The sequence below is a fragment of the Kitasatospora sp. NPDC058115 genome (genome assembly GCF_042884635.1).
Classification (GTDB): domain Bacteria; phylum Actinomycetota; class Actinomycetes; order Streptomycetales; family Streptomycetaceae; genus Kitasatospora.
The window spans coordinates 23,723-37,212 of sequence record NZ_JBHVTL010000003.1 but is presented as its reverse complement, the minus strand read 5'-3'; the positions used below and the strand labels follow the sequence as shown (position 1 = coordinate 37,212).

9 protein-coding genes are annotated in these 13,490 nt (G+C 74.1%); 4 read left to right on the top strand and 5 right to left on the bottom strand.

Annotation, left to right across the window (positions count from 1 at the left end):
* Nucleotides 1-5: 5 nt before the first annotated feature.
* Entirely contained in the window at nucleotides 6-821 is an 816-nt protein-coding gene (locus ACFVVL_RS03755; RefSeq protein ID WP_380295167.1) for a site-2 protease family protein, read from the bottom strand.
* Between the two features lie 205 nt (nucleotides 822-1,026).
* On the opposite strand from ACFVVL_RS03755, the gene ACFVVL_RS03750 reads away from it, so the two are divergent.
* Entirely contained in the window at nucleotides 1,027-4,383 is a 3,357-nt protein-coding gene (locus tag ACFVVL_RS03750) for a BTAD domain-containing putative transcriptional regulator (protein ID WP_387671158.1), read from the top strand.
* A 111-nt stretch (nucleotides 4,384-4,494) separates the two neighbouring features.
* On the opposite strand, the gene ACFVVL_RS03745 is transcribed toward ACFVVL_RS03750, so the two are convergent.
* The 3 genes from ACFVVL_RS03745 to panB all read right to left on the bottom strand — a co-directional run bounded on the left by ACFVVL_RS03745 (nucleotide 4,495) and on the right by panB (nucleotide 7,354).
* A complete protein-coding gene (locus ACFVVL_RS03745) occupies nucleotides 4,495-5,307 on the bottom strand; it encodes an ABC transporter permease (RefSeq protein WP_380295171.1) in 813 nt (270 codons plus the stop codon).
* The gene (locus ACFVVL_RS03740; protein ID WP_387671155.1) at nucleotides 5,304-6,332 is read right to left on the bottom strand and encodes an ATP-binding cassette domain-containing protein; all 1,029 of its coding nucleotides are present in this window, start codon (nucleotides 6,330-6,332) and stop codon (nucleotides 5,304-5,306) included. Before ACFVVL_RS03740 ends, ACFVVL_RS03745 begins: the two co-directional genes overlap by 4 nt.
* Nucleotides 6,333-6,481: 149 nt before the next feature.
* Nucleotides 6,482-7,354, bottom strand: a complete 873-nt coding sequence (gene panB / locus ACFVVL_RS03735; RefSeq protein WP_380295175.1) for a 3-methyl-2-oxobutanoate hydroxymethyltransferase — start codon at nucleotides 7,352-7,354, stop codon at nucleotides 6,482-6,484.
* Between the two features lie 275 nt (nucleotides 7,355-7,629).
* On the opposite strand from panB, the gene ACFVVL_RS03730 reads away from it, so the two are divergent.
* The 3 genes from ACFVVL_RS03730 (at nucleotide 7,630) to ACFVVL_RS03720 (ending at nucleotide 11,564) form a co-directional block, all read left to right on the top strand.
* A complete protein-coding gene (locus ACFVVL_RS03730) occupies nucleotides 7,630-9,264 on the top strand; it encodes an MFS transporter (protein ID WP_380295177.1) in 1,635 nt (544 codons plus the stop codon).
* A gap of 316 nt (nucleotides 9,265-9,580) precedes the next feature.
* The gene (locus ACFVVL_RS03725) at nucleotides 9,581-10,222 is read left to right on the top strand and encodes a TetR/AcrR family transcriptional regulator (protein WP_387671153.1); all 642 of its coding nucleotides are present in this window, start codon (nucleotides 9,581-9,583) and stop codon (nucleotides 10,220-10,222) included.
* Between the two features lie 292 nt (nucleotides 10,223-10,514).
* Nucleotides 10,515-11,564: an endonuclease/exonuclease/phosphatase family protein gene (locus tag ACFVVL_RS03720; RefSeq protein WP_380295865.1), complete on the top strand. Its 1,050-nt coding sequence runs from the start codon at nucleotides 10,515-10,517 to the stop codon at nucleotides 11,562-11,564.
* Nucleotides 11,565-11,589: 25 nt separating this feature from the next.
* Here ACFVVL_RS03720 and ACFVVL_RS03715 read toward each other — a convergent pair whose 3' ends face one another.
* Nucleotides 11,590-13,344, bottom strand: a complete 1,755-nt coding sequence (locus tag ACFVVL_RS03715; protein ID WP_380295867.1) for an NAD+ synthase — start codon at nucleotides 13,342-13,344, stop codon at nucleotides 11,590-11,592.
* Nucleotides 13,345-13,490: the final 146 nt, after the last annotated feature.

The window sequence follows — 13,490 nt, the reverse complement described above, 5'->3', positions numbered from 1 at the left end:
GCGGGTCAGTCCTTCCAGAACGTGAACAGCTCGTGGCCCACCTGCGGGTAGGCGCGGTCGACGCCCAGCAGGTCCATCACGCCGTACACGGCCTCGAAGAACCAGTGGTTCACCTCGGGCTGCCAGAGCAGCGCGAAGACCGCCAGCATGCCGTACGGCGCGAACGGCTCGATCGCCCGCCGGGTCCGGTACGACAGCCACGGCTCGATGATCCCGTAGCCGTCCAGGCCGGGCACCGGCAGCAGGTTCAGCAGGGTCGCGCTCAGCTGCAGCATGCCGAGGAAGCCCAGCGCCAGCGCGAACGGCGAGACGTTCAGCTCGAAGCCGTTCCAGACCGCGTGCACCGCCGGGTCGTCGAGCCAGCCGGCGCCGACCGGGACCAGCAGCAGCACGGCGGCGAGCAGGTTCACCAGCGGTCCGGCGGCCGAAATGAGGCTGTGCTTGAGCCGGCCCCGGACCCGGTGCCGCTCGATCCACACCGCGCCGCCGGGCAGGCCGATGCCGCCGAGCAGCACGAAGACGATCGGCAGCACGAAGCTGAGCAGCACGTTGGCGTACTTGAAGGGGTTGAGGGTCAGGTAGCCCTTCGCGCCCACGCTGATGTCGCCGCCGTGCAGCGCGGTCCGCGCGTGCGCGTACTCGTGCAGGCAGAGCGAGACCATCCAGCCGGCCACCACGAACAGGAAGATCCCGAAACGGGCGTTGCCGTACCCCTGGTGGACGGCGATGCCGGCGGTGACGAGGATCGCGAGCAGCGCCCAGAACACCGGACTGATCCGGCGGTCCTCGCTGCGGGAGCGCTGCGTGGCGGCGAAGGTCATGGTGTGGGTGCTCCGGTGGTCGGGGTCGCGTGGGGAAGGGGCAGAGGCCGATCATGCCGGGCGCGCCCGCGCCGGACAAGCCGCCCCGGATGAACGTACGGAGCCCGGTACCGGTTCCGGGGGGCTCCGGGAGTCAGGGTCGGGTCAGGGTGGCGGACCGGACAAATGTGCGTGGCCGGCCGCGCCGATCCACCAGAATGGTGCGGTGCACTACGGCATCCTCGGCACCACCACCGCCCACCACGACGACGGCACCCCGGTTCCGCTCGGCGGCGCCCGGCTGCGCGCCCTGCTCGCCGCGCTGGCGCTGCGGCACGGGCGCCCGGTGCCGGCCGACCTGCTCGTCGACGAGGTGTGGGACGCCGATCCGCCGCAGGACTCCTCGGCGGCGTTGCAGACCCTGGTCGGCCGGCTGCGCCGCACCATCGGCCGCGACCGGGTGGGCTCCGGCCCGGCCGGGTACTGGCTGACCGACCCGGTGACCGACCTCGGCGAGTTCCAGCGGCTGGCCGGCGAGGGCCGCCGGGCGCTGGAGCGCGGCGACCACGCCGAGGCCGCCGAGCGGCTGCGGGCCGCACTCGCGCTGTGGCGCGGCCCGGTGCTCGCGGACCTGCCGGACCGCGGCGGCCCGGCCACCCGGCTGGAGGCGCAGCGCGAGGAGGCCCGCCGGCACCGGATCACCGCCGACCTCGGCCTCGGCCGGGCCGCCGAGCTGGTGGCCGAGCTCGCCGAGCTGTGCGAGCGGCAGCCGCTGGACGAGCCGCTGCAGTACCTCATGGTGCGGGCGCTGCACGAGAGCGGCCGGACGGCGGAGGCGCTGCAGCACTACGAGCGCACCCGGCGCGCGCTGGCCGAGGAACTCGGCGTCGACCCGGGGCGCCAGCTCCGGACCCTCCACGCCGAGCTGCTGGCCCCCGCCGGACCGCCCACCGGGGCCCCGCCCGCGACAGCGGCGCCCGCGGCCCCGGTACCCCCCGCCCCGGCGCCGGCCCGCCCCGCGGGCAATCTGCGCGGCCGCCTCACCAGCTTCGTCGGCCGCGAGCACGACCTCGCCGCCCTGCGCTCGGTGCTGGCCACCAGCCGACTGGTCACCCTGACCGGCCCCGGCGGCTCCGGCAAGACCCGTCTCTCGGTCGAGGCCGGACGCCTGGAGCAGGCCGCCGGGCACTGGCCGGACGGCGTCTGGCTGGCCGAGCTGGCCCCGTTGGAGCGCCCGGACGCGGTGCCCGGCGCGGTGGTCTCCGCGCTCGGCCTGCGCGAGACCGTCCTGCACACCGGCGCCAGCATGGTCGCCGAGGTGATCGAGGCCCGCAGCGACGACCCGGTGCGCCGGCTGGTCGAGTACTGCGGGCGTCGCCGGATGCTGCTCGTCCTGGACAACTGCGAGCACCTCATCCAGTCCGCCGCCGACCTCGCCGAGAGCCTGCTCACCGAGTGCCCCGGCCTGACCGTGCTGGCCACCAGCCGCGAGCCGCTGGGCGTGCCGGGGGAGACCGTGCTGCCGGTGGAGCCGCTGCCCGACCCGGTGGCGCTGCGGCTGCTGGCCGAGCGGGCCGCCGCCGCCCGGCCCGGCTTCGACCCGCAGAGCGACCCGGAGGCGTGCGCCGAGATCTGCCGGCGGCTGGACGGCCTGCCGCTCGCCATCGAGCTGGCCGCCGCCCGGCTGCGGGTGATGACCGCCCGGCAGATCGCCGACCGGCTGGACGGCCGGTTCGCCCTGCTCACCGCCGGCAGCCGCACCCTGCTGCCGCGTCAGCAGACGCTGCGCGCGGTGGTCGACTGGAGCTGGGACCTGCTCGGCAAGCAGGAGCGCGCGGTGCTGCGCCGGCTGGCGGTGTTCGCCGGCGGCTGGACGCTGGAGGCGGCCGAGGCGGTCTGCTCGGACGGCGCCGAGGTGCCCGGCGAGGAGGTCGCCGACCTGCTGCTCTCGCTGGTCGACAAGTCCCTGCTGGTCGCCGACCTGACCGGGGACGGCCCGCCGCGCTACCGGATGCTGGAGACCATCCACGAGTACGCGGTCGAGCGGCTGGCCGAGGCGCGGGAGACCGGGGCGACCGAGGCCCGGCACGTCGCGTACTTCCGCGAGCTCGTCCGCACCGCCGACCTCAACGTCCACGGCCCGGCGCAGCTGCACTGGCTGGCGGTGCTGGAGCGGGAGCACGACAACATTCGGACCGCGCTGCGCCGCGCCGTCGACCGCCGGGACGAGGGCGAGGCGCTGGTCCTGGTGCTGGGCATGAGCTGGTACTGGTCGCTGCGCGGCTTCAGCCAGGAGTCCCGCCGCTGGTACGAGGCGGTGCTGACGATCGGCCCGGACCCGTTCGGCCCGGACACCCGCCCGGTGCCGCTGGACCGGCCGGTGCTGGAGTACCCGCTGCCGATGCCGCCGGAGGTGGCCGACGAGGCCCGCCGGGCGGTCGTCATCTGCCGGCTGATCAGCCTGTTCGAGGGCAACCTGGACGTGCTGGCGGACCCTGACGCGGTCGCCCTGGCCCGGAACGTCACCGAGGCCTACACCCCGGACCTGCCGCAGGCCTACCGCTTCCCCGGGCTGATGCGGGTCTTCGGCGCCTTCCTGGTCGGGCAGCTGGACACCATGCAGGAGCTGCTGGACGACGCGGTGGAGGGCTGCCGGCGGCACGGCAGCTCCACCGACCTGGCGTTCATCCTGCAGATCCGGGCCAAGATGATGAACGACTGGCCGGACGGCGCGGCGCAGAGCACCCTGGACGGCGAGGAGTCGCTGGAGCTGTACCGCCGGTCCGGCGACCTGTGGGGGATGTCCCAGGCGCTGTCCGCGCGCGGCGAGTCGCTGGCCAACCAGGGGCGGGCGGCGGAGGCCGTCGAGGCGTACCGGCGGGCGATCGAGCTGGCCGAGGAGCTGGGCGCGCCGCAGGAGGTGCCGATGCTGCGGGTGCACCTGGGCTCGGCGATGCTGGACCAGGACAGGGACGCGGGGGAGCGGGTGATCCGCGAGGCGCTGGCCGGGATCACGCCGGGCGACAAGCAGTCGACCAACGGCGCGCTGCTCTTCGGGCGCCTGATGCTCTGCGGCATCCAGGCCCTGCGCGGCGACCACGAGGCGGCGCTGGCGGAGCTGGACGCGCTGAACTGGACGCGGGTCGGCGCGTTCGCCCCGGACGTGGTCGGCGGGATGCTGACCGTCACCCGGGGCTGGATCACCGCCCGTGGCGGCGATCCGGACCGGGGGCTCGAACTCGTCCAGGAGGGACGGGTGCTGCTGCGCTCGGTGTCGGCGGCCGCGAGCGGGTTCGTCGAGCAGCTGTCGGTGATGATGCTGCCGCCGGTGATCGGGGTGCTGGAGGTCTTCGCCCGGCGCGACGGGGACCTCGACAAGGCCCGCCGGGCCGCGGTGCTGTTCGGCGCGCACGCCGGGATGAACGGGCCGCGGGGCGGTTTCCTCGACCGGGTGGAGCGCGAGCGGGCCGAGGAGAGCCTGCGGGACCTGCTGGGTGACGCGGTGTTCGAGGCGGTGGCCGCCGAGGGGCGCGCGCTGTCCGTGCTGGAGGCCACCGCGCTGCTCAACCGGGTGGTCGGCTGACGGCCGCCCCGCCGGCGCACGCCCCGCCGACGGCCGCCCCACGGCCCGGGACGCGCCGGACCCCGGGGTGCTCCCCTCGCGCACCCCGGGGTCCGGTCGTTCGCCCACCGCTCAGGTCCGCTTGCGGAACCGGGCGACGGCGAGCGGCGCGAAGACCGCGGTGATGGCGGCCGACCAGGCCAGCACGACGAAGGTCGGGTGCGCCACCGCGCCGTGGCCGTTCATCAGCGCCCGGCAGGCGTCGGCCAGTCCGGACAGCGGGTTCACCTTGGTGAAGGCCTGCAGCCAGCCCGGCATGGTGTCGGTCGGGGCGAAGATCGAGCTGCCGAACTGCATCGGCATCAGCACCAGCATGGCGACTCCCTGGACGGCCTGGGCGCTGCGCAGGGCCATGCCCAGCAGCATCGAGATCCACACGATCGACATGCCGAACACCAGCGAGAGGCCGACCGCCGCCAGCGTCCTCAGCGGGCCGCCGTTCAGCTCGAAGCCGAGGATCAGCGCGAACACGATCAGGATGGTGAAGGACAGCAGGGCGCGGCAGGTCTCCGCCGCGATCTTGGACAGCAGGACCGAGGAGCGGCCGATCGGCAGGGTGCGGAAGCGGTCCATCACGCCGGTCTGGAAGTCGCTGTTGAGGCCGGTGCCGACGGCCATCGCCAGGGTGAGCCCGGTCTGCCCGAGCAGGCCGGGGATCATGTACTGCTTGTAGGCGTCCTGGCCGCCGGAGATGGCGCCGCCGAAGACGTAGACGAACAGCACCGTGAAGATGACCGGCATCAGGACGGCGTCGAACATCGACTCCGGGTCGGCCTTGATCCGCATCAGGTTGCGGCGGGTCAGGGCGCCGACGTGCCGCAGGTGGCCGGCCAGGCCGATCCCGGTGTCCTCGGCCCGGGCGGGGGCGAGCGTGGCGGTGGTCATGCGACGGGCTCCTTGGCGAGGCTGGGGACGGTGTCCGCGGGGGCCGGACGGTCCGCGGGCTTGCCGGTGATGGCGAGGAAGACCTCGTCGAGGCTGGGCAGCTTGGTGTCGATGCCGGCGACCGCGAAGCCGCGGGTGCCGAGCACGCCGATGACGGCGGTCAGCTGCTCGTCGGCGGTGATCGGCACCGACAGCACGCCGGTGTCGGCGGAGAAGGTGGCGGTGATGCCGGTGTCCTGGAGGCAGCGGGCCATCTCGGGCAGCTCGGCCGGGCGCACCGGGCGCACTTGCAGGGTCCGGCCGCCCACCTGGGCCTTGAGGTCGGAGACGCCGCCGGCGGCGATCACCCGGCCGCGGTCGATGACGGTCAGCTCGCCGGCGAGCTGCTCGGCCTCCTCCATGTACTGCGTGGTGAGCAGCACGGTGGAGCCCTCGGCGACCATCCGCTGGACCTCGTCCCAGACCTCGTTGCGGGTGCGCGGGTCGAGGCCGGTGGTGGGTTCGTCCAGGTAGAGCACCCGGGGCCGGCCGATCATCGAGGCGGCCAGGTCGAGGCGGCGGCGCATGCCGCCGGAGTAGGTCTTGGCGGGCCGCTTGGCGGCCTCGGTGAGCGAGAACCGCTCCAGCAGTTCGGTGGCGCGGGCCTTGGCGTCGCGGCGGGAGAGGTCGAGCAGCCGGCCGATGAGGTAGAGGTTCTCGTAGCCGGAGAGCAGCTCGTCGACGGAGGCGTACTGGCCGGTGAGGCCGATGGTGCGGCGCAGCTGCTTGGGCTGGCGCAGCACGTCGTAGCCGCCGACGAAGGCGGTGCCGGCGTCGGGCTTGATCAGCGTGGACAGGACGCGGACCAGGGTGGTCTTGCCGGCCCCGTTGGGGCCGAGCACACCGAGGACGGTCCCCTCGCGGACGGTGAGGTCGACCCCGTCGAGGGCCTTGGTCTCGCCGAAGTGCTTGACGATGCCGTGGACCTCCACGGCGTTCCCCGCGGCGGGCCCCCGGTCGTTCGGGGCGGTGGCGATGCGTGTCATGCCCCAAGGCTGTCCGCCCCGGCTGTCACCCCGCTGTCAGCGGGCCGGCCGGTGCGGCGGCGGGCCCGCGGGGCACTGTCGGCCCGCTGTCAGCCCGCTGTCACCGGGGCCCGGCCACGGCCGCGGCCGGGCCCCGGTGACGGTGCGCGTCAGTGGAAGGTGTGCTCCGGAGCCGGGAAGGCGCCGCCGCGCACGTCCTCGGCGAATGCGCGGGCGGCGCCGCCGAGGACGGCCCGCAGGTCGGCGTACTGCTTGACGAACTTGGGCACCCGGCCCGCGGTCATCCCGGCGAAGTCGGTCCAGACCAGCACCTGGGCGTCGCAGTCCGCACCGGCGCCGATGCCGACGGTGGGAACGGCGAGCTGCTCGGTGACCTCCCGGGCCAGCTCGGCGGGCACCGCCTCCAGCACCACCGCGAAGGCGCCGGCCTGCTGCACCGCCTTGGCGTCGCGCAGCAGCTGGTGGGCGGCCTCGTCGCCGCGGCCCTGGACGGGGTAGCCGCCGAAGGCGTGCACGGACTGCGGGGTGAGGCCGATGTGGGCCATCACCGGGACGCCGGCCTCGACCAGCAGCTCGATCGAGCGGGCGCTGCGCTCCCCGCCCTCCAGCTTGACCGCGCCGACCCCGGCCTCCTTCATCAGCCGGGCCGCGTTGCGCATGGCCTGGGCCGGGGACTCCTGGTACGAGCCGAACGGCAGGTCGGCGACGATCATGGCCCGCTCGGTGCCGCGGACGACGGCGGCGGCGAGCATCACCATCTGATCCATGGTCACCGGCACGGTGGTCTCGTAGCCGAGGTGGCAGTTGCCGGCGGAGTCGCCGACCAGCAGGACGGGGGTGCCGGCCTCGTCGAAGACGCCGGCGGTGAGGGCGTCGTAGGCGGTCAGCATCGACCACTTCTCGCCGCGCTGCTTGGCGGCGGCGAGGTCGCGGACGGTGACGCGGCGGTTGGTGACCCCACCGTAGAGGGTGGCGGTCGTCGTCGCCCGGTTCTGGGCAGGCGAGGGCGAAGAAGCGTTCATCGAACAGGCTCCTGAAGGGTTGTCGTCTCGTGGCGCCGTGCGGCGTCCCCGGATCACCTCCATGCTTGCACGGCCCGGCGCGGGCGCAAAAGGGGCGGGGGTCACTCCGCTTGCGGCGGCCCGCCGCCGGGGCACCGGTGAGTCTTTGCCACGGTTTTACGATACGGATTCGTCTCGTATCGAAAAGCTCGCTACGCTGGCCGAGGGGGGTTTACGAGACGATCGCGGATCGAAATGCCCGCCAGTGCCACGCCGTACCACGACGGGAAGAATCCATGACCACCGCAGCCGCGCCACCCCGTGTGCCGGAAGCCATCCACCGCCGCCGCTGGGCGATCCTGTGCACCCTGGTGCTCGCCCTGCTCGTCGTCGTCCTCGACAACTCGATCCTCAACGTCGCGATGAAGACCATCGCGTCCCCGGCGCCCACCGGCATCGGCGCCAGCCAGAGCGACCTGGAATGGTCGATCAACTCCTACACCCTGGTCTTCGCCGGACTGCTGTTCACCTCCGGCCTGCTCGGTGACCGCTTCGGCCGGAAGCGGGCGCTGCTGGCCGGCATGGCCGTCTTCGGCGTCGCCTCGCTGCTCTCCGCGCTCGCCAGTACGCCGGGCGAGCTGATCGGCTACCGCGCGCTGATGGGCGTCGGCGGCGCGCTGGCCATGCCGGCCACGCTCGCCATCATCATGAACGTCTTCGAGCGTTCCGAGCAGCCCAAGGCGATCGGCATCTGGGCCGGCGCCGTCGGCCTGGCCATCGCGATCGGCCCGATCACCGGCGGCCTGCTGATCGAGCACTTCTGGTGGGGTTCGGTCTTCCTGATCAACGTGCCGATCGTGGTCGTGGCGCTGATCGCCATGACGGTGCTGGTCCCCGAGTCCAAGGACCCGAACCCGGGCCGGATGGACCCGGTCGGCGTGCTGCTGTCCATCGTCGGCCTGGTGGCGCTGATCTACGGCATCATCAAGGGCGGCGAGCTGGCCGACTTCACCGCGGTCGAGGCCTGGGGCCCGGTGCTGGTGGGCCTGCTGGCGCTGGCCGCCTTCGTGCTCCACGAGCGCCGCGCCGCGCACCCCGCGCTGGACGTCAACTGGTTCCGCAACAAGGTGTTCAGCGCCTCGGTGGTGGTGGTCGGCGTGGTCTTCTTCGCGCTGATGGGCGTCTCGTTCTTCGGCGTCTTCTACACCCAGAGCGTGCGCGGCTACAGCGCGCTGGAGGCCGGCGTGCTGATGCTGCCGCTGGCCGCCGCCCAGCTGGTCTTCGCCCCGCGCGCCCGGCTGGTGGTCGACCGCTTCGGCGTCCGCGCCACCTGCGCCGTCGGCATGCTGTTCATCGCGGTCGGCTTCCTCGGCTACCTGCTGCTGGGCGCCACCACCCCGATCTGGGTGCTGGTCGTGCTCGGGCTGCTGATGGGCGTCGGCATGGCGCACGTCATGCCGCCGATCACCGTCGCGATCATGGGCTCGCTGCCCCGCGAGAAGGCGGGCGCCGGCTCGGCGGTCAACAACACCTTCCGCCAGGTCGGCGGCTCGCTCGGGGTCGCCGTGCTCGGTGCGGTGCTCTCCACCGTCTACCGCGACGGGATCTCCGACCGGCTCGCCCAGCTGCCCAGCGCCGAACTGCGGGAGAAGGCCGGCGAGTCGCTGGAGGCCACCCTGGCGGTCGCCGCCCGGCTCGGCGACCGGGGCACGGAGCTGATCGGCCCGGCCAACGACTCCTTCATCCACGCCATGCACGTGGTGGCCGCGCTCTCCGCCGGGATCACCCTGGTCGGCGCGCTGCTGGCCTGGTTCCTGCTGCCCGGCAAGGCCCCGGCGGGTGCCGCGGGGGCTCCCGGCGGGCCGTCCGGCGCGAAGGAGGCGGGCGCACCGGACGCGGCGCTCCGCAGCGCGGCGGCCGCGGACGCCTGAGCCGCGGACGCCTGAGCCTCGGGCGGCCGAGTCTCGGGCACCGGGCCGCGCACGCCGGGCCCGTCGCCCGCGCGGCCCGGGTGGACGCCCGGTCCCGGCCCGCCCGGTCCGGGCCCGCCCGGGCCGCGACACCCGCCCGCGGACGCCCGACCTGCGACGACCGGTCCGCGACCCCGGGCCGGGCACGTCCGGCCCGGGGCCGCGCTGAGCGAGAATGGGGCCCTGGCACCGGGAACCCGCCGGCGCCAGGGCCCACGAGCGCGTGCGACCCCCGCCCCCGCGCCGGGGCGGGAGCCCCACCACCGGGAGATGTGAGATGAAGACCGAGCCGACGGCCGCGCCGCCCTGCACCGGCCCGCGCCGGGGCAGGCCCCGCAGCGAGGCCGCCGAGCAGGCGATCTTCGCTGCCGTCGAGGAGCAGATGGCGGCCGGCACCAGCCTGTCCGAGCTGACCATCGAGGGCATCGCCACCGGCGCCGGCGTGGGCAAGGCCACCATCTACCGGCGCTGGCCCAACAAGGAGGCCCTGCTGGTCGACATGGTCAGCAGGATGGAGGAGCCGCTGCCCGAGTCCACCGGCTCGATCCGCGGCGACCTGGTCGCGATGATCGAGTACATGCGGCTGCGCGGGCTCGCCAAGCGCTCCCGCTGGGTGCTCAAGGCGGCGCTCGGCCAGATGCACGGCTGGCCCGAACTGCACGCCGCCTACCGCGAACGGGTGATCGTGCCGCGCCGGGAGGCCGCCCGCGAGGTCATCCGCCGGGGCATCGCCGGGGGCGAGCTGCGCGCCGACCTCGACGAGGAACTGCTCGCCGACCTGCTGATCGGCCCGATCCTGGCCCGCAGCATCCTGTGGGACGACTCCGACCTGGACGACCCCGAACTCGCCGAGCGGATGGTCGACGCGCTGCTCAAGGGCCTGGCCGGCCCGGCCCTGCGCCCGCCCGTGCCCGCCTGACCGTCCACGGCCCGCCGGGGGACCGCCGCAGGGCCGCCGGGGAATCACCGGGGAATCACCGGGGGATCGCCGGGGATCGCCGGGGGGACACCGCCCCGGCGCACGTGGCCTGGCTCACCAACCGGGCCACGCCGGAACCCCGGTCCACCGGCCGGACGTCTGTCCCGGCATAGGCTGAGCCGGGAATCCGGCCAAACCCGCACCAGTCCGGCACGCCCTCCCGCCACCCGGCGGAGGCCCGCGCCGGACCGGCCGCGGGCGGCCGGACGGCACGAACGACGGGAGCCACGGCATGGCGCAGGCGGACAGGGCGGACCGGGTGGTCACGGCGGAGGCCGGCGACCCGGGATCCGGCCGGCGCCCCGCGGCCGGACTCCTCGGGGTGCGGCGCTGGGGCCGGGACGCCCGGGGCGCCACCGCCTGGCGGCGCGGCCTGGTGCTCGCCGTCCTCGCCCTGCTCGCCGGCGCCCTGATGGCCTTCCACTCCGAGGTGCCCAACAGCACCGGCAACCTCGGCAGCCTGCTGGAGACCTTCCTGCCCTGGGTGGGCCTGGCCGTGCCGGTGCTGCTCGTCCCCGCCCTGCTGCGCCGCTCCGCCACCGCGCTGCTCGCGCTGCTGGTGCCGACGGTGATCTGGACCAACATGTTCGGCGGCTTGCTCACCGACAAGAGCGGCGGCACCGGCGACTTCACGGTGGTCAGCCACAACGTGGCCGCCCTCAACGCCGACCCGCAGGGCACCGTCCGGATGCTGGAGGAGTCCGGGGCGCAGATCGTCGCGCTCCAGGAGCTGGCCGGCCGGCCGCTGCGCGCCTACGAGTCCGGGCTGGCCGACAGCTACCCGTACCACGCCGTCGAGGGCACCGTCGGGCTCTGGTCCAAGTACCCGATCGGCGACGTCCGGGTGGTGGACATCAAGATGGGCTGGACCAGGGCGTTCCGGGCCGAGGTCAGCACCCCGCAGGGCCCGCTCGCGGTGTACGTCGCACACCTGCCGTCGGTCCGGCTCAAGGCCGAGGGCGGCTTCACCGTCAACCAGCGGGACGTCAGCGCCCAGGCGCTCGGGGACGCGATCCAGGCCGAGCCGGTGAAGAAGGTGCTGCTGCTCGGCGACCTCAACGGCACCATGAACGACCGCAGCCTGGCGCCGGTCACCTCGCAGATGCGCTCGGCCCAGGGCGCGGCCGGCGACGGCTTCGGCTTCAGCTGGCCGGCGTCGTTCCCGATGGCCCGGATCGACCAGATCATGAGCAAGGGCGGGCTGACGCCCACCGATTCGCGGACCCTGGAGCGGGACGGCAGCGACCACCTCGCGGTGGCCGCCACCTACCGCTACCGGTGAGGTCCGCGGACCGGGCGGGCGCCGCTCAGCCCTGGCGCCACCGGTTGGTGATCGGCAGCCGGCGGTCCCGGCCGAAGCCCTTGACCGAGATCTTCGGGCCCGGCGGGTACTGCCGCCGCTTGTACTCGGCGGTGTCCACCAGCCGCACCACCCGGTCCACCACGGCCGGGTCGAAGCCGGCCGCCACGATCGCGTCCCGGCCCTGGTCGCCCTCGACGTACAGGTCGAGGACGGTGTCCAGCAGGTCGTAGTCGGGCAGCGAGTCGGTGTCCTTCTGGTCCGGCCGCAGCTCGGCGGACGGCGGCTTGGAGATGGTGTTCTCCGGGATCGGCGGGACCTCCCCGAGCCGCTCGGCCTCCTCGTTGCGCCAGCGCGCCAGCCGGAAGATCAGCGACTTGTAGACGTCCTTGATCGGGCCGAACGCGCCGACCGAGTCGCCGTACAGGGTGGAGTAGCCGACCGCGAGCTCGCTCTTGTTGCCGGGCGCGAGCACGATGTGCCCCTCCTGGTTGGAGATCGCCATCAGCAGGGTGCCGCGCAGCCGGGACTGCAGGTTCTCCTCGGCCAGGCCGGTCAGCTCGGTGGCCGCCATGTAGGCGTCGAACATCGGGGCGATCGGCACGGTGCGGAAGTTCAGCCCGGTGCGGCGGGCCAGCTCGGCCGCGTCGTCCCGGGAGTGCTGCGAGGAGTAGCGGCTCGGCATCGAGACGCAGTGCACGTTCCCGGCGCCCAGCGCGTCCACCGCGAGGGCGGCCACCAGGGCCGAGTCGATCCCGCCGGACAGGCCGATCAGCACCGAGCGGAAGCCGTTCTTGCGGACGTAGGCCCGGGTGCCGGAGACCAGCGCGGACCAGATCTCCGCCTCGTCGCTCAGCCGCGGCGCCACCTCGGCGCGGACCGGCTCGGCGGGCGCCGGGCCCGGCTCGCCGCCCAGCTCGGCACGGACCAGGTGCAGGCCGTCGGCCAGCAGCAGCCCGTCGGTGTGGTCGCTGCTCGCGGCCGGCAGGTCGAGGTCCAGCACCAGCAGGTGCTCCTCGAACTGCGGCGAGCGGGCCAGCACCTCGCCGTCCGGGGCGACCACGATCGAGTCGCCGTCGAAGACCAGCTCGTCCTGGCCGCCGACCATGTTCACGTACGCGAGCGCGCAGCCCGCCTCGGCGGACCGGCGGCGGACCAGCTCCAGCCGGGCGTCGTCCTTGTTCCGCTCGTACGGCGACCCGTTGATCACCAGCAGCAGGCCGGCCCCGGCCTCGCGGGCGGCGGTCACCCGGCCGCCGTCCTGCCAGATGTCCTCGCAGATCGCCAGCGCGACGTCCACCCCGTGCAGCCGCAGCACCGGCAGCTGGTCACCGGGGACGAACCAGCGGTACTCGTCGAACACGCCGTAGTTCGGCAGGTGGTGCTTGGCGAACCGGGTGACCACCTCGCCCCGGAACAGCACGGCGGCGCAGTTCTGCGGCGAGCCGGCCGGCCGGCCGAACCGCGGCGAGGCCTGGTCGGAGCGGCCGAGGTAGCCCACCACGACGGGCACCTCGCCGAGTCCCTCCGCGGCGAGCCGCGCGGCCAGCTCGACCAGCGCGGCCCGCGACGCCTCGACGAAGGAACGGCGCAGCGCGAGGTCCTCGACCGGGTACCCGGTCAGGGCCATCTCGGGGAACGCGACCAGCTGGGCACCGGCCTCGGCGGCCCGCTTGGTCCAGTGGATCACCTCATCGCTGTTGCGTGCGAGGTCACCGACCCACGGGTCGGTCTGGCAGAGGGCGAGACGGAGATTGGGCATGCCACCGAGTCTAATCGTCGATCTGACGCAATGTCTCGGCCGGGGTCGCCGCTGCCCCCGGGCGCGGTGATCCGCCATGATGGGGAGGGCCGCTTCCGGGCGGTTCCGGGCGTAACACGAACGTAAAGAGCAGAGGTGAGACTGTC

Coding starts and splice junctions, on each gene's coding strand:
- ACFVVL_RS03755 (WP_380295167.1), bottom strand. CDS start 821: ATGACCTTCGCCGCCACGCAGCGCTCCCGCAGCGAGGACCGCCGGATC.
- ACFVVL_RS03745 (WP_380295171.1), bottom strand. CDS start 5,307: ATGACCACCGCCACGCTCGCCCCCGCCCGGGCCGAGGACACCGGGATC.
- ACFVVL_RS03740 (WP_387671155.1), bottom strand. CDS start 6,332: ATGACACGCATCGCCACCGCCCCGAACGACCGGGGGCCCGCCGCGGGG.
- panB (WP_380295175.1), bottom strand. CDS start 7,354: ATGAACGCTTCTTCGCCCTCGCCTGCCCAGAACCGGGCGACGACGACC.
- ACFVVL_RS03730 (WP_380295177.1), top strand. CDS start 7,630: ATGACCACCGCAGCCGCGCCACCCCGTGTGCCGGAAGCCATCCACCGC.
- ACFVVL_RS03725 (WP_387671153.1), top strand. CDS start 9,581: ATGAAGACCGAGCCGACGGCCGCGCCGCCCTGCACCGGCCCGCGCCGG.
- ACFVVL_RS03720 (WP_380295865.1), top strand. CDS start 10,515: ATGGCGCAGGCGGACAGGGCGGACCGGGTGGTCACGGCGGAGGCCGGC.
- ACFVVL_RS03715 (WP_380295867.1), bottom strand. CDS start 13,344: ATGCCCAATCTCCGTCTCGCCCTCTGCCAGACCGACCCGTGGGTCGGT.